Here is an 18,981-nt window from a genome sequence, read left to right on the forward strand (position 1 = left end):
CATGCGGTTCGGGGTCGTGCTGCAGGGCGTCGACTCGCCGGCGGAGTTCGGTGAGCTGGTCGACCTGATCGACGAGGCCGGCTTCGACGATCTCTGGCTCACCGACTCCTCGCTGCACGCCCGGGACCCCTACGTGTACCTCACGCTGGCGGCCGGCCGGAGTACCCGGCTACGGCTGGGCACCGCCGTGACCAACCCGCTGACCCGGCATCCGGCCATCACCGCCAGCACCGCGGCGACCATGGCCGACGTGGCCGCCGGACGGTTCGTGCTCGGCATCGGCGCCGGTGACCGGCCGTTGCACGAGCTGGGCCTGCGTCCGGCCAGGCTGGCCGAGCTGGAGTCGGCCATCGACGCCATCCGCCGGCTGCTGGCCGGCGAGACCGTGCGGCACTCGGACAAGTTCACTGTGGACGGTGGGCTGCGGTGCGCCTCGTCCCACCGGATCCCAGTGTTCATGTCGGCCAGCGGACCGAGAACGCTCGCGCTGGCCGGGCGAATCGCTGACGGCGTGATCCTGCTCGCCGGCCTGCACCCGGCGTGCGTCCGCTTCGCGCTGGACCACATCGAGCGCGGCGCGAGCGAGGCGGGACGTGCCCGGCCGCACGTCGCCGTGGTCGCCTACGGCGCGATCGACGAGGACGAGCGGCGAGCCTTGACCGCGGCGGCGCCGATCGCCGCGTGGTTCCCGCAGACCGCACCGGTGTACTGCGAGCTGGCCGGCCTCGACCCGGCGATCGTACGGCGGGTCAGGGCGACCTACGCCGGTGGTGAGTTCCAGGAGGCGACGGCGGCCGGCGAGCTCATCCCGGCCGACTTCGTCCGGCGGATGGCGCTGGCCGGCGGGCGCGAGCACGCCAGCACGCACCTGCGGAACCTGATCGACGTCGGCGTGGACGCGGTGCACGTGTTCCCGCTCGGGCCCAACCGGACGGGCACGATCCGCGCGTTCGCCGAGTGCTGGCACGCGGTCACCGCGTAGCGCCAACGGAAAGGACCTTGCCGTGACCGAGCACGAAATCCAAGACGATATCCACGACGTGGACATCCTCATCACCGGCGGGTGGGTCATCACCCTGGGCGACGAGCGGGAGATCTACCGGGACGGCGCCGTCGCCGTGTCCGGCACGAAGATCGTCGACGTCGGCCAGGCCGGCGACCTCGCCGCCCGCTACCGCGCCGGGCGGGTCATCGACGCCACCGGCAAGGTGACCATTCCCGGCATGGTGAACGGGCACCGGCACCTGCTGTGCGCCGCCAAGGGCGCGATGCCGGAGGGCACGGTCACCCTCGACGCGCTGCGCCGGTTCATCTACCCGTCGTTCGCCTCGCTGTCCGAAGAGGACATGCACACCTGCGCGCTGCACGCCACGGCGGAGATGATCCGCTTCGGCACCACCACGTTCGAGGAACCGGGCTGCAACCATCTGGACAGCGTGCTGGAGGCGCTCGCGACGTCGGGCATTCGGTGCCGGGTGGGCCCGTGGACCTGGGACCAGCTCGGCCCCGCCGGTTCCACCGACCTGCCGGACTGGCTCAACTTCGACACCAGGTCCGCGCTGCGCCGGCTCGAGCAGGGCATCGAGACGGTCCGCGCGTTCGGCAACCCGCGAATCCGGGACGCGGTCACCATCGAAGGCGTCGGCACCTGCTCCGACGAGCTCACCGCGGGCGCCGCCCGGCTGGCCACCGAGGCCGACTCGCTTGCCGTGCTGCACAAGGCGACCAGCGAGCGGGAGGTGCGGCTCGAGCAGCGGGTGTTCGGCCACCGTCCGGTCGAGCACATGTACCGCATCGGGGCGCTGAACGAGCGGGTGCTGCTCAACCACGTGACCTCACTGGAGGAGTTCGAGGTCGCCTACCTCGCCGAGACCGGCACCCGGATCTCGCAGAACCCGAGCTCGGCGCTGAAGCTGGCGAAGGGCACCACCCAGACCGGCAAGTGGCCGGAGCTGCTGGCCGCCGGGGTCACCATGGCGCTGGGCACCGATGCCGAGAACGTGTCGAACTTCCAGGACATCTGCCGTGCCATGTTCCTCGCCGCGCTGCTGCCCCGCGACGCTCGCCGCGACCCGAACGCGGTGTCCGCCGAGCAGGCGCTGGAGATGGGCACCCGCGGTGGTGCGACCGCGCTGCGCGTCGACGACGTCACCGGCCACCTCGCGCCCGGCATGGAGGCCGATGTCGTCGTCTTCGACACCGCCGACTTCGACTGGCGTCCGCTGCACAACCCGGTAGCCAACCTCGTCTACGGCGCGACCGGGCACTCCGTGCACACCGTGCTGATCGCCGGCGAGATCGTGCTGGACGCCAAGCGGCTCACCAAGGTCGACGAGGAAGCCCTGCGGGAGGACGTGGAGAAGATCGACCGGCGGGTCCTCGGCCAGATCGGCATCGACCCGGCCGGCACCTGGCCGGTGCGCTGACGATGTGCAAGAAGCCCACTGACCTGGGCAAGCACCTGGCCAACGGCTTGATCAAGGCCGGTCCGCATGCTCGATGAATCGCGGCCTTGGCCTTGACTGATCGGAAATCGAAACCGTTTCGTTTGGAGTGCGGATGCTCGCACGTCCTGCACAGGCCCGGGAGGAAGCCATCCTGCTGGCGACCATGAGCCTGCTGGGTGAGGTTGGCTACGACCCGATGACCATCGATGCTGTCGCGGAGCGCGCCCGTGCCAGCAAGGCCACGATTTACCGGAGATGGGCGGGTAAGGCCGAACTGGTGGGGACGGCCGTGCGGCGGTACGCCGGTCACCGCGATACCCGAAACACCGAGCCTTCGCGAGGACCTACTCGCGGGCCTGCGGGCCTTGCGCGCCAGTCTCACCGGTCAAGACGCCGCGCGGATCCTCGGGCTCCTCGTCGCGATGCGGCACGACCGCGATCTCGCACTGACTGTGCGGCGGCACGTCCTCGACCACAAACGCGAGGTGTTCGCGACGGTACTGGCTCGAGCTGTTGCCCGAGGCGACGCGCCGGCCGGGGCGGACCATGCGCTGCTCGCCGAGATCAGTTCCGCCACCCTGTTCTCTCGCCTGCTCATCACCGCCGAACCTCTCGACGATGAGTTCCTGTGCGAGCTCGTCGACGCGGTGCTGCTTGCCATGCTCAACCATGAATCGGGCCAGCGATAAGGATCACGAGATGTGGCGGACGATCGTTCTCGGCTTTCGTCGGCGGCCTCGTAGCCGGTAACGGGTTGCCCCACTTCATTCGCGGCATCACCAGAAGGCGCTACCCGTGCGCTCTCGGCAACGGCCCGATCCCCAATCTCATCGCGGGATGGACTGGTCTGCTCATCGGTGCGCTGCCCTGTGGTGGGCACACCTTGACCGATACCCCGTGCTGTCCCTTGCTTCCATCGGCGCGGGCGTCCTGCTCATCGGTCTCTTCCACGCCGGCCCCGGCGCCTTCGGCCGAAGGACGCCGAACGTGCGCAAGGACAGCGTCGGCGACCCTCCGGATGTAGGCCACGCAAGTCCTCTCCACCGTGGGTGATCCCTGACCGTCACGGGTCGAGGCAGCTCACGACGGGCGGCCGCCGCGGATCGCCGCCGGCTCACCGGCACCCAACAGTCGAAACGGACCAACGATCGGGGTAGGGTTCGGCACCTTTTCACGATCGGTTCACGGTCCGCCGGCACCGTGTGCACCCGGCCGGACCATCCGGCCATCCACAGGCGAGGGGAGCACTTCGATGACCACCATCCACGATGTCCGCCGGCTACTCGCGGCGACCATGCTGGCCGGGCTCGGCCTGACCATGGCCGCCTGCAACGACGGCAACGCCGCCCAGCCGCCGGCGACCGAGACCGTGACCGTCAACGCCGAGAGCGACTCCGGCGACTCCGCCACCTCGAGCGCCGAGCCCGCGGCGGACGACTCCGAGGCCAGCGGCCACATCGGCACCCAACTGCCCGACAACTGGCCGGACCAGGACTTCCCCCTCCCACCGGACGTGACCGTGCAGGTCAAGGCCGACACTCCCGACGAGACCGCCATCGTCCTCGTCGGACAGTCGCCGGCGGACATCGCCGACTTCTACCGCTCCGCGCTGCCCGCCGCCGGGTACGAGATCACCAACGACCAGTCGGTCAACGCTCCCGGCCAGACGATCGTCGACCTCGACTTCACCGGCCAGGGGTACGACGGCGAGGTCGCGGTCGTGAGCAACCACGTCGTGATCAGCCTCGACGAACAGTGACCACGGACGAGGAGGGCGTTCACGATCATGATGTGGACACCCTCCTCACGTCGTCGTCGGGATCGTCGAGCTACAGCGGTAGCAGGTCCCTGACGGGGTGGTGCCCCACTCGCCGCAGCCCGGCGACGCGATCTCCTCGTCCTGCTCTGCCGAGGTTCGCGGCTCCACGAGGTACCGGAACTTGGCGAGCGGCCGTGGTCCATGGTGATCACGATCCGCGACGGGCGGCGCCGGGGGAATGCGAAACTCGATCGTGACGACCGGATCGTCGGTGTCCGCCGCCGGCTCGTGGCCGGCGAGGGAGTGATCGCCTGGCCGGTCTCGATCTCCTTGCTGCGCTTGAGGTTCGCGATGTCCGGGCAACGTCACAGGACGGGGGCCCAGCGCCCGTTCTCGCACACCACGGGCCCACCAAACCCGCCGTTGACGACCGCGAACGCCCCGTCCGGCGCGCACCGATTTCCGACCTGCACGAACGGGCCGTCATCGACGGGCTGGGTCGCTGTCGGGCGCGGGCTGGGCGTGGGCTTCGGCACGATCACCGCGGTCTGCTTGCCGACCGTGGGTGCCACGACGGTCGTGGTCGGCGATGGCGCGGGCGGCTCGGACTCCACCGACCCGCGCCCACCGGGGTCGGCGACCGGTGGCACCGCCGGAACGGTGACCTCCGCGTCGCCGTCGCCGTCGCCGCCACTGTTGGCCGCCGCCACGAAGAAGGCGACCCCGATGCCAGACAGCACCACGACCGTGGCGAGCTTCGCCACGAACATGAACCTGTCGCGCTCACGACCGCGCGCCACTGTCCTCAACGTATCGAGCCCGTCATCCGGCGCGGAAACCTGAGCCGTGGCATGCCATCATCTCCGTTTGGTCGACGAGGACACATCTCACCGAAGACGGTACCCAACGTAACCGGAAGGTCAACCGTCGTCCTTCGGATCTCCAGTCACGCCCGCACGCGATCAACCCTCTGCGCGGCTCGCTTACATAACTCTGATGTCGCGCTCATCCGCTGTTCATCGACGCCGCACAAGCTGTGCCCGTGTCACCCCCAACGGACCAGCGTGCGTCGTCGTCATCGCGGGCGCCGAACGTATGCGGAGCCCGAACCTGACCGGGTTCCTGCTGGGTGCGGCGTCTACCGCGCTGTTCATCGGTGCCCTTGCCACCCGCGAGGGTTTCGTTGTCGGCCTGGCCTTGCTCTTCGTGATCTTCGTCCCGTTGGAGAAGATCTTCGCGCTACGACCGCAGCAGGTGTTTCGTCGCGGGTGGCGCACCGACCTGGTGCATCTCGCGGTGAACTCACTGCTGGTGACCGCGTTGGTGTTCGCGCTGGTGGGCTTGGTAGGCGGTGTACTCAAGGCGGTCATGCCCGGGGCGGTCACCGCCGCGGTACAGGGGCAACCCGAGTGGGCGCAGATTGCGGAAGTGCTGGTGTTAGGGCACATCGGCGGCTATTGGGGGCATCGGCTGGCGCACCAGGTGCCTGTGTTGTGGCGGTTCCACAAGGTGCATCACAGTATTCGCGAGATGGACTGGCTGGCCGCGGGCCGCCTGCACCCGATCGACCAGGGGTTCATCAGGTCCTGCGCGGTACTTCCGGCCTTCGTGCTCGGATACGGCGAGGTGGGTTTGGGCGGCTATGTGCTGGTCACCACGCTGCATGCGATATTGCTGCATGCCAATGTACGTTTCACGTTCGGTCCGCTGCGGTGGATCATCGCCTCGCCTGAATATCACCATTGGCATCATGCCAACCACCCGGAACATTTTAACAAGAACTTCAGCGAACTCCCGCTGCTCGACATGATTTTCGGAACGGCTCACCTGACGTGGCGCCAACATCCTCGCAGCTACGGTGTCGACGAGCAGCCGCCCACGGGCTACCTGCGCCAGCTCGTATGGCCGTTCCGCCGGGCGAACCCCAGCCGCCCCGCCGATCCCCGCTCGCCCGGTCCGGACGGCACCGCTCGTACGCCCCGGCTCGGCCCGCGGCCGGGACCGTGAGGGCCTGATGGCGCCAGGCCACCAGCCGTGACCTGGACGATTTACGCAGGCGTTCCTTGACCGCGGCGCCGCTCCTGACCACCACCGGAGCTACGGGGGTGAGCATCCGGTTCACGCGGCGGATACTGGAGCCCGTGAACGACGAGCCGGAATCGGCCAACGACGGTCCCGCAACCTACGAGCCATCCCAGGCCGTATGGGAACTGCGAGCCAGGGACCGGCCCGGCAAAGCGGCATGGCTCGGGCCCATCGCAACCGCCCTTGGACTGCTGAGCTGGCTGACCCCCATCGCCGGGCCGATCGTCGCCCTCACAGCATGCGGATGCGGCGTCATCTCAATCCTGACACGACGTCCATACCGCATCGACTGGACCGCCGTCGTCGGGATCTGCCTGGGCACAGGACAACTGTTCCTAGAACTGGTGCTACTCGCCACCAACGCCAGCGGCCTCTGAACCACGTATCCTCGGTCTGGCCACGACCCGGTCGAGTCACCCGGTGCGCACCAACTGGTCCAGGCTCAGCGCAGCTACGCCCCAGGCCGACCGATCAAGCTGGTCGATTAGGCCAGTACAGTCCGGGCGGTGGCTACTGAGGGAAGCACGAAGGCTGTCATCACCGCGATGTTCGCCAATCTGGGCATCGCGGTGACTAAGTTCGTCGCGTTCTTGTTGACCGCGTCGTCGTCGATGCTGGCCGAATCGGTCCATTCCCTCGCGGACACCAGCAACCAACTGCTGCTCCTGCTGGGCGGCCAACGCGCGAAGCGGACGGCGACGCCGGAGCACCCGTTCGGCTACGGGCGCGAGCGGTACGTCTACGCGTTCATCGTGTCGATCGTGCTGTTCAGCGTCGGTGGCCTGTTCGCGTTGTACGAGGCATGGCACAAGTGGGGCGACCCCGCACCCGATCGACTCCTGGGCGTGGGTGCCGATCGTGGTCCTGCTGGTGGCCATGGGCATGGAGGGGTACGCGCTGCGCACCGCGGCCATCGAGTCCAACCGGCTTCGCGGCAGCCGCTCGTGGCTGCGGTTCATCCGCACCGCCAAGGCACCGGAGCTGCCGGTGATCCTCTTGGAAGACCTGGGCGCGCTGCTGGGCCTGACCTTCGCACTGTTCGGCGTGACGATGACGCTGGTCACCGGCCAGGGCCGGTGGGACGCCGCCGGTACCGCGATGATCGGCCTGCTGCTCGTGGTCATCGCCGCGATCCTCGCAATGGAGATGAAGTCGTTGCTCGTGGGTGAGAGCGCCAGCCGCGAGCACCAGCTCGCAATCGAGAAGGCGCTGCCCGGCGACGGGGTGGAGTCGATCCTCCACCTGCGCACACTGCACCTGGGGCCCGACGAGTTGCTGGTCGCCGCCGAAATCGCCATGACCCCGACGCTGACGGCCGACGAGGTCGCACGGGCCATCGACGCCGCCGAGAGCAGAATCCGCTCCGCCGTGCCGATCGCCCGCGTCATCTACCTCGAACCAGATCTGCTCCGCCCCACCACACAACCAACCGACACCGCCACGACCGAGCGCGTCGGATCGCCTCCCGAGGTTGGCTGACCGGCACAGCCAGCGAAGCCCCACCCGCTCGGAACCAGGGGCACCAGTGCATATCCGGTTCAATCGCCTCGAGACCGGCTACGTATGCCGCAGCCGTCGCCCGTCGGGCTTCGGCCGTGCCCCAGGAACTGGCCTGCGTGCGTGGCGGCGTGGTCGGGGTGCTGTTCGAGATGCCCTGCTCGTCGGCGCCGCAGCCCATACGAGCCGTGGCCGGTCGGCTGGGCTTTCATGATCTTCGGTGTTGCCGGTGGGCTGACCGTGGTGTGCGGTATCCGGCTGGTCGGCTCGGGGACACGTTGGCAGACCGGACGGGGCTGGGGTGAGGCCTTCCTCGGTGCGGCGTTCTTCGGCCTGGTCACCTCCCTGTCCGGCATGGTGATGACCGGTGCCAGCACGGCCACCGCGCAACCCGAGCTGGCCTACGGCAACGCCGTGGGTGGGATCGCCGTGCGGACGCTGGCGGGCGGGTCAACCTTTGCTGGTCAGGCCGCGTGGAGGACGCGTTTGCGGAGCCGGTCGAGTTGGCGCGGCCGTACAGCTGTCGCTTGATCGTTTTGATGCGGTTGACGTTGCCTTCTACCGCGCCGGAGCTGTGCGGCAATGTGCGGTGACGTGGGTCGCGGTGGCGTCCAGGTGTGGGCAGGCGGTGCCAGGTAGTCGATCACTGTGCCCAGACTGCCCCGGTAGCCCTGCTCGCGATCTCCCGGAACAGCGTGCGCACGGTTTCCTTGGCCAGCCCGACTTCCCGCATGATCGGCTTGATGCCCTTGCCCCGCGCCTTCAATGCTTGAACCTGCTCGAACCGGGCCGTGGAACGGGCCCACCAGCCCGGAGTCGGCGCGGCGGGCGGCATGGACCGCGTCGGCCGCCGCGACCAGATCCGCAGGTGGCGCGACGGGCGGTATCTCCTGCCCGCACAGGCACCGACGGTGAGCGGCGATGGTCTACTCGACCTGTTCGGCGAGGTTGTGCCACAGATGCCACCGGTCCGCGACCTGGTTCGCCTCCGGCGCACCCGCTCGCGCGACCTCGGCGTACGCGCCGGCACGATCCCGGCGGCATGGCCGTAGAACTCGAGGAAGAGCGGATCGAGCTGTGGGCCGTCGCTGAGCAGGCGCTCCACCGGTTGGCAGTCGCGCCCCGACACGGTGTCGAGGGCCGCTACCTGGTGCTCGAACAGCGCCAGGAACAACCCACCCTGGCCGGTGACGTTCGAGTAGACATCGCCTGGTTGCCGTGCCCGCTGCTGGCGCGATGTTCTCGATCTTCGCGCGGTCAAAACCGCGTGCGGCGAAGACCTCAGCGCCCACGCAACGGCCGTTCGCGCGTCTGCGTCTGCCGCTCGGCCCGCCGCGGCCGCCGAATAGTCCTGTGAGCGGCCGCGGCGGGATCGCCTGCTCGGCCTGATGTTGTCAGGGCCGCTGGAGTGAGCTGAAGAAGGCGGTCATGTCGGCGGCCAGGAGGTCGGGCTCTTCGAGTGGCATGAAGTGGCCGCCTCGGCCTGGCTCGCTCCAGGCTCGGATGTTCGTGCAGCAACGTTCCGTGATCTCGCGGGGGAAGCCGGCCATCACGGGTTCGGCGCTGAGCGTGAACGCCGCCGGCACGGTGATGTCCGGTCGAGCGGTGTTGTGGTCCATGTCGAAGTACTGTCGAAAGGACGAGCCGATGGACCCGGTCACCCAGTACAGAGTGATGGTGGTGAGCAGGGTGTCCCGGTCGAAGCGGCTGTCCAGGTGGCCGTGGCAGTCGCTCCAGTCCCGGAGCTTGTCGATGATCCATGCGGCGAGGCCGGCCGGCGAGTCGACCAGGGCGGCGGCGATGGTGTCGGGACGGGTGGCCATGATGGCGCTGTAGCCGCCATCGGTGCGGTCGTAGGCCTCCTCCGCGGCGAAGAACGTCTGTTCGGCGGGCGAGAGGGGCCGGTCGTCGAAGCTGGCCGGGAACGGTGGATGGATCGTGTGGATGCCGGCGACGTGGCCGGGGTAGAGCGCGCCCATCCAGCCGGTGGTCACCGCGCCGATGTCGCCGCCGAAGGCGCCGTAGCGCTGATGGCCGAGCACGTCGGTCATCAGCGTGTGCAGCGTTTCGGCGAGCACGGCTCGGGTGAGCGGCCGATCAGGCAGGTCAGAATAGAGAAAGCCCGGCAGTGACGGGACCACCACGTCGAACGCGTTGGCGGGATCGTGGCCGTAGCGGCCCGGGTTGGCCAGCCGGTCGGCCAACGGCAGCATCTCCACGAAGCTGCTGGGCCAACCGTGGCTCAGGATCAGCGGCAGAGGCGCCGGTGCCTCGGCCGGCCGGGTAGCGGGTATGCGCAGGAAGTGCACGACCCGGCCCGCGATCACGGCCCGGTAGTGGGGCAGCGCGTTGAGCTCGGCTTCCCGCGCGCGCCAGTCGAAGCCGTCCGCCCAGTACGCCACCAGCTCACGCAGGTAGTCGGGGTCGGCGCCGCCATGCCACGGCCGCGAACCGCTGCGCGCGGCGAAGCGGGACCCGCGAAGACGAGACCGCAGGTCATCGAGCATCGCATCGGGTACGGCGATTCGGAACGAGGAGAACGTCATGAAACCCTCCGGACAGGAAGGGCGCTCCCCCGGTGACGTCAGCGGACACGGATGGCCGAGTGGAGCGCCCGGACGTAACGATTGCCGTTCATCGGGCTCACCTCCTCTCGACGCTGACCGCGACATGATACCGACGCGGACCGCACCGTGGGCGCCACGGCGTGAGCCTCGCCGGTCCACTGGACAGACCGCGACGGCCATCCGCCGGCCGAGCCGTCAGGTCGGATGCTCAGCCCACGTCGTAGAGTTCGTCGACGAGTCTTGGGCCGTCGTTGAAGACGGTGATGAGGGCGCCGCAGTGGCGTGGTGAGCCGGGACCAACGCGGTTGGTCCCGGGTCACCTGCCAGGTGCGCGGGGCGATTTGCCGCGCGGACCAGGCGTCCATCACCGTCGTGTCGTACCGGCGGTTGTTCGAGCTGACCCCACCGAAGAAGAAGTCGTCGCGGCGTCGCCAGTAAGCGCGGCGGATCGCGTCTTGCTCATCCATTCTCGTGTCGAAGGCTGCCCAGTCCTCTGCGGTCCGGGTTTCCTGGCCGGCTTCGCAGTGGTAGGTGGGGTGGATGCGGTCGAAGTACTCCCGGATGAACGCGATGACCTCGCCGGCCGTGCTGTCTGGTTCGGGTCCGGTGAGTTCGGGGGTGTCGTCCGGAGTGCACAGTCCCTCGGGTGGCCCTACCACCTCGGGGGTCGGCGATGTGCTCGGTCGCTACCACGGGCAGGCCCCGCACGCGGGCTGGCGCGGTGGCGCCGGCGGGACGGCCCGACAGGGTCACGGTGCCGAAGGTAAACCACACCAGCAGTTGCCCGCTGGGGCCCCGATAGGCGCCTTGGGCGTCAGCGAGCAGGTTCGCCAGCGCGGCGTATCGCCAAGCGGCCTGCTCATCAGCCGGGAACGTGCCGGTGGTCAGCTCGGACACGCGATGGGCCCAGCCGTAGTCCCGGACCAGTCGCGCGTGCCGGGTGAGTTCCTCGGCAAGGTGCGGATCGGCCCAGGCCCACTGCCACTTGCCGGTGCTACTGTCCAGCGAGCCGACCACCTGAACCGCGGCGGTGGCGGTGAACTCGGCGTTGGTGAACGTGATCGACTGCTTGGTCAGGTCGACGTTCCAGTCAGAGTCGTCCAAGCGCCAATGCTGACTGTGCACGGTCGTCTGCGCGCGCAGCCGGCCGGTGGCCCGGTCGGTGATCTCGGGCCAGGGAATCCCTGCCGCTGAAGGATCGCCCGACGCGGGTATGCCGGGCCTGCGTCGCAGCCAGTCGCGCCATCCCACCACCGTCGCTCCTTCAACCGCCTCCAGCCGTACAGCCTAGACACGGGAACCTCTGTACCGGAACGATGACGCCACGGCACGCGTCGAGGTGTGGCGTGCGAGCTCGTACCCCGCCCACAACGCGGCGCGACCTCGGCGTTCCTGGTGCAGATAACTGAACGGATCGGGTCGACACCTCGACGACGTGATCGGCGTCGTCACACTTCGCGACCTACTCGAGGACGACCGCACGCCGTCCGACGCCACCGCCCGGCAGTCGTTCTCCCCCGACTCGGTGCGGGTCTCCGACGCCCTGCGACGGTTCAAGGACGAGCGCGAGCAGTCCAGCCCTCGTCGCCAACGAGCATGGCGCATCGACGGCATCGTGACCATCGAGGATCTCCTCGAGGAGATCGTGGGCGAGACAACCAAGATCCGGTCGCCCACGGCTCGTACGTTCTCGGCTGACCGGACGTAACCGGCGGCCACCGCACAGTCAACGGCGGCACCGAACAGGCCCAGATCGTTACGTTTGCCAACACGTAGGACCTCCTGCGGGCCGGCCGGGGGGCTACCGTGTCCGGGTTCGGTTCACCCTCCACAGAGGAGACACGATGGCTGCCACCGCCCATCCGCCGCGACGTCGGGCGTTACTCGGCGTCGGGCTCGCCGTTGCCGTCGCCGTTCCGCTCATCGGGATCGCGTCGAGCGCGACCGCGAGCGACGGCCACGCGCGTCCGGCGTTCACGCTGACCATCCTGCACAACAACGATGGCGAGTCGAAGCTGCTCGGTGCGCCCGGCCAGCCGGACTACGGCGGCATCGCCCGGTTCGTCAGCCTCGTCGACCAACTGCGGCACGACGCGACACACGGGCGCGCGGCGGCCGGGCAGGGGCGGCACCGTGGTGCGATCGTGCTGTCGTCGGGCGACAACTACCTCGCCGGCCCGGAGTTCACCGCGAGCCTGAACAAGGGCGTGCCGTACTACGACTCGCTCGCGCTGTCCGAGGTCGGTTACGACGCGATGGCGATCGGTAACCACGAGTTCGACTTCGGGCCGGACGTGCTCGCCGACTTCATCGAAGGATTCAGCATCGGAGGGTTCGGGCGCGAGACCCCGCCGTTCGTGTCCGCGAACCTGGACGTCTCCGGCGAACCTCGCTTGGCCGCGCTGGCGCAGGACGGCACCATCGTGGCGAGCACGGTCGTGCGGGAGCGTGGCGAGCGGATCGGCGTGGTCGGCGCGACCACACCGCTGCTGCCGGCGATCTCCAGCCCGCGCAACGTGAAGGTGCTCGACGACGTCGCCGGCCTGGTGCAGGACCAGGTGGACACGCTGACCCGCGAGCGGGTGAACAAGATCGTGTTGATCAGCCACTTGCAGAACGTCGCCGAAGACCGGGCGCTGGTGCCGATGCTGCGCGAGGTGGACGTCGCGATCGCCGGCGGAGGCGACGAGTTGCTGGCCAACGAGGACGACCCCCTCGTGCCCGGCGACACCGTATCCGTCGACCCGGTGACCGGTGAGCCGCTGCGCTACCCGCTGCACGCCACTGACGCGGACGGGGTGGACGTCCCGATCGTGACCACGTCGGGTGACTACAAGTACGTCGGCCGGCTGGTGGTCAACTTCGACCGGCGCGGCAGTGTGCTGTCCGTGGACGACGCCAGCGGCCCGGTGCGGGTCTCCGGTGTCGCGCCGGACGCGGTCGAGCCGGACCGGTCCGTGCAGAGCCGGGTGGTCGAGCCGGTGCAGGCGTTCGTGGACACCCTGGCCGAGAACGTGGTCGGCCAGGCCGAGGTGGCGCTCGAGGGCCGCCGCGATCCCGGCGTGCGCACCCAGGAGACCAACCTGGGCAACCTGCTCGCCGACGCCCTGCTGTGGTCGGGCCAGCAGCACGCCGCCGAGTTCGGCGTGGTGCCACCGCAAGTCGCGCTGCAGAACGGCGGCGGGATCCGCAACAACACGCTGATCCCCGCTGGGCCGCTCACCGAGCTGGACACCTTCGCGGTCGCCGCGTTCGCGAACTTCGTCTCCGTAGTGCCCGAGGTGCCGCGCGCCCAGATCAAGGAGCTGCTGGAGAACGCCGTGTCCCGCATCCCGCTCGCCGACGGCCGGTTCGCCCAGGTGGCCGGGCTCTCCTTCACCTACGACGCGACCCGCACCGCGCAGGAGGTCGACGACGCGGGCACCGTGCTCACCCCGGGCGACCGGGTCCGCACGGTCACCCTCGACGACGGCACGGGGGAAGGCACCGTGATCGTGCAGGACGGCCAGGTCGTCGACGGCCCGGGCATCGCCGTGGCCACCAACGACTTCTCCGCCCGCGGCGGCGACCAGTACCCCTTCCGCGGGCTGCCGTTCACCACCGTCGGCATCACCTACCAGCAGGCCCTCGCCGACTACATCGCCAACCCCGAAGGCCTCGGCGGCACCGTGAGCGCCACCGACTACCCCGAAGGAGGCGAAGGCCGCATCACCCGAGCCGGCTGACCACACGCAGGGGCCCGGCCGACAACGCGGCCGGGCCCCGCGCGTGCCCTACGACCACCTCACCAGCCGCCTCGGCGCCGTGCACGGCGCACTCAACGGGCCATTCGTGTTCACCAGCCCACGCGGCCTACCCGCTACGGCGCAGTACGTTCGACAGCCGTGTCTTCCGCCCCGCCGTCGACGGCGACCCGCGCAGACCACCCGCCCGATCGGCCCGGGCTGACCTTCCACGGGCTCCGCGGCGCGACGTACTGGGAGCCGCTCGACGGGGCGCCGTAGCCGGGGCATTCTGTCCGGTGTGGACACTCAACCGTCCGCGCGATACTGCCGGAAACTGCGCCGCAGGTACCCCGACGCGATGCGCGTGCGCTGCATCGTCGGTGTCCCACCGGCGATCGCCCAGCCCATCGCGTCGCGGGCGTAGCGTTCGACGTGGTAGTCGCGGTGGTAGCCGTAACCGCCGTGTAACTCGACCGCTTGCGCGGACACGGTTCTCGCGGTCTCGTTGGCGAAGCACTTCGCGATGGACACCTGCTGCGGATCCGGGGTGATGCCGTTGGTGCTCGTCGCGGCGCGCCAGATCAACAGCCGGGCCGCCTCCACTCGCATGATCATGTCGGCCAAGGTGTTCTGCACGCTCTGGAACTCGATGATCGGCTGGCCGAACTGGCGTCGTTCGACCACATAGGACGCGGTCCGGTCGAGCGCGGCTTGTGCGAGCGCGAGGCTCATCGTGGCGTTGCCGAGCCGTTCGATGGAGAACGCGCCCATCAGCTTGCCGAAGCCGCTCGCCGGCACCACGACGTTCGCCATCGGCACCCGGACGTCGTCGAAGAACATGTCCGCGGACGGGATGCCGTGGAAGCCCATGAGCTGCTCCTGCGGGCCGAAGGTCAGCCCCGCCGTGTCCCGCGGCACGATCACCCCGCCGATGCCGCGCGCGCCTCGGTGCCCCGACAGCCGGACGTAGACGAGGTAGTACTCGGCGACGCCGGCACCGGAGCACCAACGCTTCTGCCCGTTGATGACCAGGGTGTCGCCGTCACGCACGCCCTCGGTGCGCAGGTCGGACGCGGCGCTGCCGGCGTCCGGCTCGCTGATCGAGATGGCCATGGTCGCCTCGCCCGCGATGATCTCCGGCAGGTACCGCGCGCGCTGCTCGTCGGTGCCGAAGAGCTCGACGACCCTGGCCGGCCCGGTGTTCGCCTCGAAGACCTGGAAGGCGGGCAGGCTCGAACACTTGGCGAGTTCCTCGATGATGACGAGCGCGTCCATGAGCTCGCCGCCGCCCCCGCCCCACCGAGGACTGATGGCGACGCCCAGGTAGCCGAGGTCGGCCAGCCGCTTGCGTTCGCTGTTCGGCAGGTGGGTCGAAGTGGCGTCCCACTCGATCGCCATGTCCTCGTAGTGCTTCTTGCCGACTGCCGCGACGCTGCGAGCCAACTCCTGCTGCTCGGCTGTCAACAGCGTGTTCATCAGATGCTCTCCCTCACTGGGCACCTCGGTCGCCGGACGAGCCGTGGTCGTCTTGCGCTGGACAATGAGACATAACCTATGCATAGTATGCACGTACTTGAGGTTGAGTGACGGGCCGTACGAACGCCCGCACACGAGGTCGAGGTCGGCGCCGTCAGGTGCGCAAACAGACGCATGTGGACGATGCGTCTACCCATCTCGAAGGGAAATGGTCATGGCAAGTCAGCGGTCGTCAACGATGACGGTCCTGAGTGTTGGGCTGACGGCGGCACTGACGCTGACCGCGTGCGGATCCAGCAGTGGCGCGGGAGGCGGCGACTCGGCGACGGTCGTGTTCGCGGGGTCGGGAGCCACCATCCAGAAGGTGCTGGAGAACGAGGTCTTCACCGAGTTCACGGCGAAGACCGGGATCAAGGTCACCTACCAGCCGGGCACGGCGGGCCAGAACCTGGCGAAGGTTCAGGCTTCGGCGTCCAGTCCGGACATCGACGTGTACTTCGGCAATGCCATCACGCACGCGCAGGGCACCCAGATGAACCTGTGGGACAAGATCGACCCCGCCCTGGTTCCGTCGGCGAAGAACACGTTCCCCGAGGTGCGGACCAGCGATGGGTTCGGGGTGGTCTTCGGCCAGTACATGACCGGCCTCGAGTACAACACCAAGATCTTCGCCGAGAAGGGGTTCGCGCCGCCGACGAGCTGGAAGGACCTCTGGGACCCGGCCTATCGGGGCCATGTGGCGCTGTACGACATCGCGATCGGCTACACCCAGGACGTGCTGCCGCACTGGGCCAAGGCGTGGGACATCGACCCGTCGGACACGGACGCATTGTTCGAGCAGGTCAAGAAGCTCAAGCCGCAGCAGGTCGGCATCGCGACCGCGCCGCCGGCACTGGCCACGCTGCTGCAACAGGAAGCGGCGTGGATCACCTACAACAGCAACCTGCAGGTCGTGCAGAACGCCGACTCCGGCGTGCCCGTCGAGTTCGTCACCCCGGTCGAGGGTGCGATCGGGTTCGAGAACACCTTGGACGTCGTCAAGGGTGCGCCGCATGCCGAGAACGCGCAGAAGCTGATCGACTTCATGCTCGGCGAGGACCCGCAGACCGTGATCGCGAAGAAGCTCACCATGGCGCCGGTCATTCCCGGCCTGGACCTGGATGCGGACACGTTGAAGGTGACCGGGTACTCGCCGGACGCGCCGAGGTCGGACGTGGTGCCGGCGATGATCGATCTCGAGGTGGCCAACCTGAAGGAGTGGACGGACGCCTGGGGCGAGGCGTTCCGCTGACCGGTGGACCGCGACCGGCCGGACGAACTCGGTGAGAGGAGCGACCCGTTGACCATGTCGAGCGTCAGCCCACTCGATGCCGACCCGACATCCGGCAGCCACCAGGGGTCGGCGGACTGGCTGCGGGTCGAACGGCTGACCAAGTCCTACTCGTCGTCGACGCCGGTGCTCGAGGGCGTGGACCTGGCGCTGAGCAAGGCAGAGATCGTGGCCCTGCTCGGCCCGAGCGGTTCGGGCAAGACGACGTTGCTGTCGCTGCTCGCCGGATTCATCAAGCCGGACTCCGGCCGCGTGCTCATCGGCGGGCGCGACGCCACCGGGCTCAGCCCGCGGCGACGGCGTGTCGGCGTCATGTTCCAGAACTACGCCTTGTTCCCACACCTGAACGTGCGCAAGAACATCCTGTTCGGACTCCAGGCGCACCGGGTCGACCGCGCCGAGCAGCAGCGGCGGCTGCGGTCGGCGCTGGAGCTGACCGAGCTCACCGCGTTCGAGACCCGCATGCCAGCGCAGCTCTCCGGTGGACAGCAGCAGCGGGTCGCGCTCGCCAGGGCACTGGTGATCCAGCCGGACCTGCTGCTGCTCGACGAACCGTTCAGCGGGCTGGACGCGCGGGTCAGGGAGGGGATGCGGATCGAGCTCACCCGTCAGCTGCGCGCGATCGGCGCGACCGCCCTGGTGGTCACCCACGACCAGGCCGACGCGGCCGCGATGGCCGACCGGGTCGCGGTGATCCACGAGGGACGCATCGCGCAGATCGGCAGCTACGACCAGCTGTACCGGGAGCCGGCGTCGGCGTTCGTCGCGTCGTTCGTCGGCGAGTCGAACTGGTTCCGGGCCACCTGCGTGCGGCCGTCCCCGCTGACCGTGCGGGTCGGGCCGGCGCAGGTATGGCGAACCGAGTCCTTCGACACCGTCCCGGCGGGAGACCCGGTGGACGTGATGGTGCGACGGACGTCGGTGGTCGGCGTCCTGGCCGGCGAGGCGGTGGATGAGCCGGCCAACGGCAACCACCTCGCCGGCAGTCTCGTCCGGCTCATCCCGTCCGGCCCGTCGCTGCGGCTGTGGCTGGCGGTGGGCGAGCGGGCCATGGTCTTCGACATCGCGCCACACCTGGTTCCCGACGGACTGGAGGTCGGTGATCGGGTCACGCTGTGCCTGGATCCGAAGTGGTCCAGGGCATTCGCCGCAGACGGCTCCACAGAGGACAGTGCGGAGGTGCCGTGACCGCGTTGCTCACCGAGCCAGACGCCGGCGCCGAGCCCACCGGCGACGCCGCGCCGAGCCTGCGTGCCGCGCGGAGGCACCAGCCGGCATGGGCCGCGTTGCCCGCCGTGGTGCTGTTCGTGGTCGGGTTCGTCGGCCCGCTGGTCATGCTCCTGCTGACCAGCCTCGGCTACAGCGCCGACAACCACACGCTGTCCTTCGACGCCTACCGCCACGTCTTCGACGATCCGGCTCAGTTCCGCGTCATCGGCAACACGATCACGACGAGCCTGCTGGTGGTCGCGCTGTCGGTGGTGATCGGGTATCCGGTGGCCCTGTGCTTCATGTCGATCTCGGGCTGGCGCCGTACCGCCCTGGCGATCATCATCGTCGGCTCGCTGCTGGTCAACAGCGTCATCCGAGTCTTCGGCTGGCTCGTGCTGTTCGTGCCGAACGGCTTCGTGTCCGATCAGTTCAGCGTCGACCTGCTCTACACCCACACGGCGACCGTGATCGGCCTGCTGCACCTGTTCATGCCCTTCATGATCCTCTCCCTGATCACGTCGCTGAGCTCGATCGACCCCGTGCTCATCCGGGCGGCGACATCGCTGGGTGCCGGGATGGGCCGGATCATGGCCAGGGTCGTGCTGCCGTTGTCGCTGCCCGGTCTGGTCTCGGGCAGTATCATCGTCTTCGGTGCGACCACCGGCTCGGTGGTGACTCCACTGTTGCTGGGCGGAGCCGACGAGCAGCTCGTGACCGTTGAGGTCTACCGGCGCACGTTCGTCTCCTTCGATCCGACCGGTGCGGCGTCCCTGGCGGCCTGTCTGTTGATTCTCAACATCGTGCTCGTGACCCTCGTCCAGCTCGGCAACCGTCGCCTGGAACGGCGGCTGCACCTGGCGACCGAGCGCGGTTAGGAGGTCCC

At 68.9% G+C, this 18,981-nt stretch carries 18 protein-coding genes and 2 pseudogenes; 15 read left to right on the forward strand and 5 right to left on the reverse strand.

Annotated features, from left to right (window positions below):
* Position 1: 1 nt before the first annotated feature.
* From ACRDTB_RS01120 to ACRDTB_RS01140, 5 genes and pseudogenes are all read left to right on the forward strand, one after another.
* A complete protein-coding gene (locus tag ACRDTB_RS01120) occupies positions 2 to 982 on the forward strand; it encodes an LLM class flavin-dependent oxidoreductase (protein ID WP_431427933.1) in 981 nt (326 codons plus the stop codon).
* A 22-nt stretch (positions 983 to 1,004) separates the two neighbouring features.
* Positions 1,005 to 2,426: an amidohydrolase family protein gene (locus tag ACRDTB_RS01125; protein ID WP_431427934.1), complete on the forward strand. Its 1,422-nt coding sequence runs from the start codon at positions 1,005 to 1,007 to the stop codon at positions 2,424 to 2,426.
* A 133-nt stretch (positions 2,427 to 2,559) separates the two neighbouring features.
* A pseudogene (locus tag ACRDTB_RS01130) lies at positions 2,560 to 2,715 on the forward strand (helix-turn-helix domain-containing protein); the annotation flags it as partial.
* Positions 2,654 to 3,136, forward strand: coding sequence for a TetR-like C-terminal domain-containing protein (locus ACRDTB_RS01135; RefSeq protein ID WP_431427935.1), 483 nt, complete (start codon positions 2,654 to 2,656; stop codon positions 3,134 to 3,136). The pseudogene ACRDTB_RS01130 and the gene ACRDTB_RS01135, both read left to right, overlap by 62 nt.
* A 563-nt stretch (positions 3,137 to 3,699) precedes the next feature.
* On the forward strand, positions 3,700 to 4,206 hold the full coding sequence (locus tag ACRDTB_RS01140) for a hypothetical protein (protein ID WP_431427936.1): 507 nt from the start codon (positions 3,700 to 3,702) through the stop codon (positions 4,204 to 4,206).
* A 365-nt stretch (positions 4,207 to 4,571) separates the two neighbouring features.
* Here the strand turns inward: ACRDTB_RS01140 and ACRDTB_RS01145 are convergent, their stop codons facing one another.
* Positions 4,572 to 5,006 carry a hypothetical protein gene (locus tag ACRDTB_RS01145; RefSeq protein ID WP_431427937.1) on the reverse strand — a complete coding sequence of 145 codons (435 nt, stop codon included), beginning with the start codon at positions 5,004 to 5,006 and terminating at the stop codon, positions 4,572 to 4,574.
* A 196-nt stretch (positions 5,007 to 5,202) separates the two neighbouring features.
* Between ACRDTB_RS01145 and ACRDTB_RS01150 the strand changes: the two genes are divergently transcribed.
* The 5 genes and pseudogenes from ACRDTB_RS01150 (at position 5,203) to ACRDTB_RS01170 (ending at position 8,319) form a co-directional block, all read left to right on the forward strand.
* Positions 5,203 to 6,213: a sterol desaturase family protein gene (locus ACRDTB_RS01150; protein WP_431427939.1), complete on the forward strand. Its 1,011-nt coding sequence runs from the start codon at positions 5,203 to 5,205 to the stop codon at positions 6,211 to 6,213.
* 134 nt (positions 6,214 to 6,347) lie between these two features.
* Positions 6,348 to 6,668, forward strand: coding sequence for a hypothetical protein (locus ACRDTB_RS01155; protein ID WP_431427940.1), 321 nt, complete (start codon positions 6,348 to 6,350; stop codon positions 6,666 to 6,668).
* A 168-nt stretch (positions 6,669 to 6,836) separates the two neighbouring features.
* Positions 6,837 to 7,049: pseudogene (locus ACRDTB_RS01160) on the forward strand (cation transporter); the annotation flags it as partial.
* Positions 7,050 to 7,149: 100 nt separating this feature from the next.
* Complete coding sequence (locus ACRDTB_RS01165; protein WP_431428072.1) at positions 7,150 to 7,770, forward strand: cation diffusion facilitator family transporter; 621 nt, start codon at positions 7,150 to 7,152, stop codon at positions 7,768 to 7,770.
* A 228-nt stretch (positions 7,771 to 7,998) separates the two neighbouring features.
* Positions 7,999 to 8,319: a hypothetical protein gene (locus ACRDTB_RS01170; RefSeq protein ID WP_431427941.1), complete on the forward strand. Its 321-nt coding sequence runs from the start codon at positions 7,999 to 8,001 to the stop codon at positions 8,317 to 8,319.
* 112 nt (positions 8,320 to 8,431) lie between these two features.
* On the opposite strand, the gene ACRDTB_RS01175 is transcribed toward ACRDTB_RS01170, so the two are convergent.
* From ACRDTB_RS01175 to ACRDTB_RS01185, 3 genes are all read right to left on the reverse strand, one after another.
* Positions 8,432 to 8,962: a hypothetical protein gene (locus ACRDTB_RS01175; protein ID WP_431428073.1), complete on the reverse strand. Its 531-nt coding sequence runs from the start codon at positions 8,960 to 8,962 to the stop codon at positions 8,432 to 8,434.
* 220 nt (positions 8,963 to 9,182) lie between these two features.
* Complete coding sequence (locus tag ACRDTB_RS01180; protein WP_431427943.1) at positions 9,183 to 10,334, reverse strand: epoxide hydrolase family protein; 1,152 nt, start codon at positions 10,332 to 10,334, stop codon at positions 9,183 to 9,185.
* Between the two features lie 480 nt (positions 10,335 to 10,814).
* Complete coding sequence (locus ACRDTB_RS01185; RefSeq protein ID WP_431427944.1) at positions 10,815 to 11,609, reverse strand: DUF6882 domain-containing protein; 795 nt, start codon at positions 11,607 to 11,609, stop codon at positions 10,815 to 10,817.
* Positions 11,610 to 11,790: 181 nt separating this feature from the next.
* On the opposite strand from ACRDTB_RS01185, the gene ACRDTB_RS01190 reads away from it, so the two are divergent.
* Both ACRDTB_RS01190 and ACRDTB_RS01195 read left to right on the forward strand, forming a co-directional pair.
* Positions 11,791 to 12,063: a hypothetical protein gene (locus ACRDTB_RS01190; RefSeq protein WP_431427945.1), complete on the forward strand. Its 273-nt coding sequence runs from the start codon at positions 11,791 to 11,793 to the stop codon at positions 12,061 to 12,063.
* Between the two features lie 136 nt (positions 12,064 to 12,199).
* A complete protein-coding gene (locus ACRDTB_RS01195) occupies positions 12,200 to 14,080 on the forward strand; it encodes a bifunctional metallophosphatase/5'-nucleotidase (protein WP_431427946.1) in 1,881 nt (626 codons plus the stop codon).
* Positions 14,081 to 14,386: 306 nt separating this feature from the next.
* Here ACRDTB_RS01195 and ACRDTB_RS01200 read toward each other — a convergent pair whose 3' ends face one another.
* A complete protein-coding gene (locus ACRDTB_RS01200; protein WP_431427947.1) occupies positions 14,387 to 15,556 on the reverse strand; it encodes an acyl-CoA dehydrogenase family protein in 1,170 nt (389 codons plus the stop codon).
* A gap of 238 nt (positions 15,557 to 15,794) precedes the next feature.
* Here ACRDTB_RS01200 and ACRDTB_RS01205 point away from each other — a divergent pair, with 238 nt between their 5' ends.
* Genes ACRDTB_RS01205 through ACRDTB_RS01215 form a run of 3 tightly spaced genes read left to right on the forward strand, consistent with a single transcriptional unit; the run spans position 15,795 to position 18,973 of the window.
* Positions 15,795 to 16,847, forward strand: a complete 1,053-nt coding sequence (locus tag ACRDTB_RS01205) for an extracellular solute-binding protein (protein WP_431427948.1) — start codon at positions 15,795 to 15,797, stop codon at positions 16,845 to 16,847.
* Between the two features lie 54 nt (positions 16,848 to 16,901).
* Positions 16,902 to 18,074, forward strand: coding sequence for an ABC transporter ATP-binding protein (locus ACRDTB_RS01210; protein ID WP_431428065.1), 1,173 nt, complete (start codon positions 16,902 to 16,904; stop codon positions 18,072 to 18,074).
* Complete coding sequence (locus ACRDTB_RS01215) at positions 18,071 to 18,973, forward strand: ABC transporter permease (protein ID WP_431427949.1); 903 nt, start codon at positions 18,071 to 18,073, stop codon at positions 18,971 to 18,973. The genes ACRDTB_RS01210 and ACRDTB_RS01215 overlap by 4 nt, the downstream gene beginning before the upstream one ends.
* The last annotated feature ends 8 nt before the right edge of the window (positions 18,974 to 18,981 follow it).

The organism is Actinophytocola sp. (assembly GCF_050699935.1).
Lineage (GTDB): Bacteria > Actinomycetota > Actinomycetes > Mycobacteriales > Pseudonocardiaceae > Actinophytocola.

Bases quoted from the DNA above. Each gene is read 5' to 3' on its own strand.
- ACRDTB_RS01150 (WP_431427939.1), top strand. From the start codon at position 5,203: ATGTCGCGCTCATCCGCTGTTCATCGACGCCGCACAAGCTGTGCCCGT.
- ACRDTB_RS01140 (WP_431427936.1), top strand. From the start codon at position 3,700: ATGACCACCATCCACGATGTCCGCCGGCTACTCGCGGCGACCATGCTG.
- ACRDTB_RS01205 (WP_431427948.1), top strand. From the start codon at position 15,795: ATGACGGTCCTGAGTGTTGGGCTGACGGCGGCACTGACGCTGACCGCG.
- ACRDTB_RS01210 (WP_431428065.1), top strand. From the start codon at position 16,902: ATGTCGAGCGTCAGCCCACTCGATGCCGACCCGACATCCGGCAGCCAC.
- ACRDTB_RS01135 (WP_431427935.1), top strand. From the start codon at position 2,654: ATGCTGTCGCGGAGCGCGCCCGTGCCAGCAAGGCCACGATTTACCGGA.
- ACRDTB_RS01170 (WP_431427941.1), top strand. From the start codon at position 7,999: ATGATCTTCGGTGTTGCCGGTGGGCTGACCGTGGTGTGCGGTATCCGG.
- ACRDTB_RS01180 (WP_431427943.1), bottom strand. From the start codon at position 10,334: ATGACGTTCTCCTCGTTCCGAATCGCCGTACCCGATGCGATGCTCGAT.
- ACRDTB_RS01195 (WP_431427946.1), top strand. From the start codon at position 12,200: ATGGCTGCCACCGCCCATCCGCCGCGACGTCGGGCGTTACTCGGCGTC.
- ACRDTB_RS01120 (WP_431427933.1), top strand. From the start codon at position 2: ATGCGGTTCGGGGTCGTGCTGCAGGGCGTCGACTCGCCGGCGGAGTTC.
- ACRDTB_RS01200 (WP_431427947.1), bottom strand. From the start codon at position 15,556: ATGAACACGCTGTTGACAGCCGAGCAGCAGGAGTTGGCTCGCAGCGTC.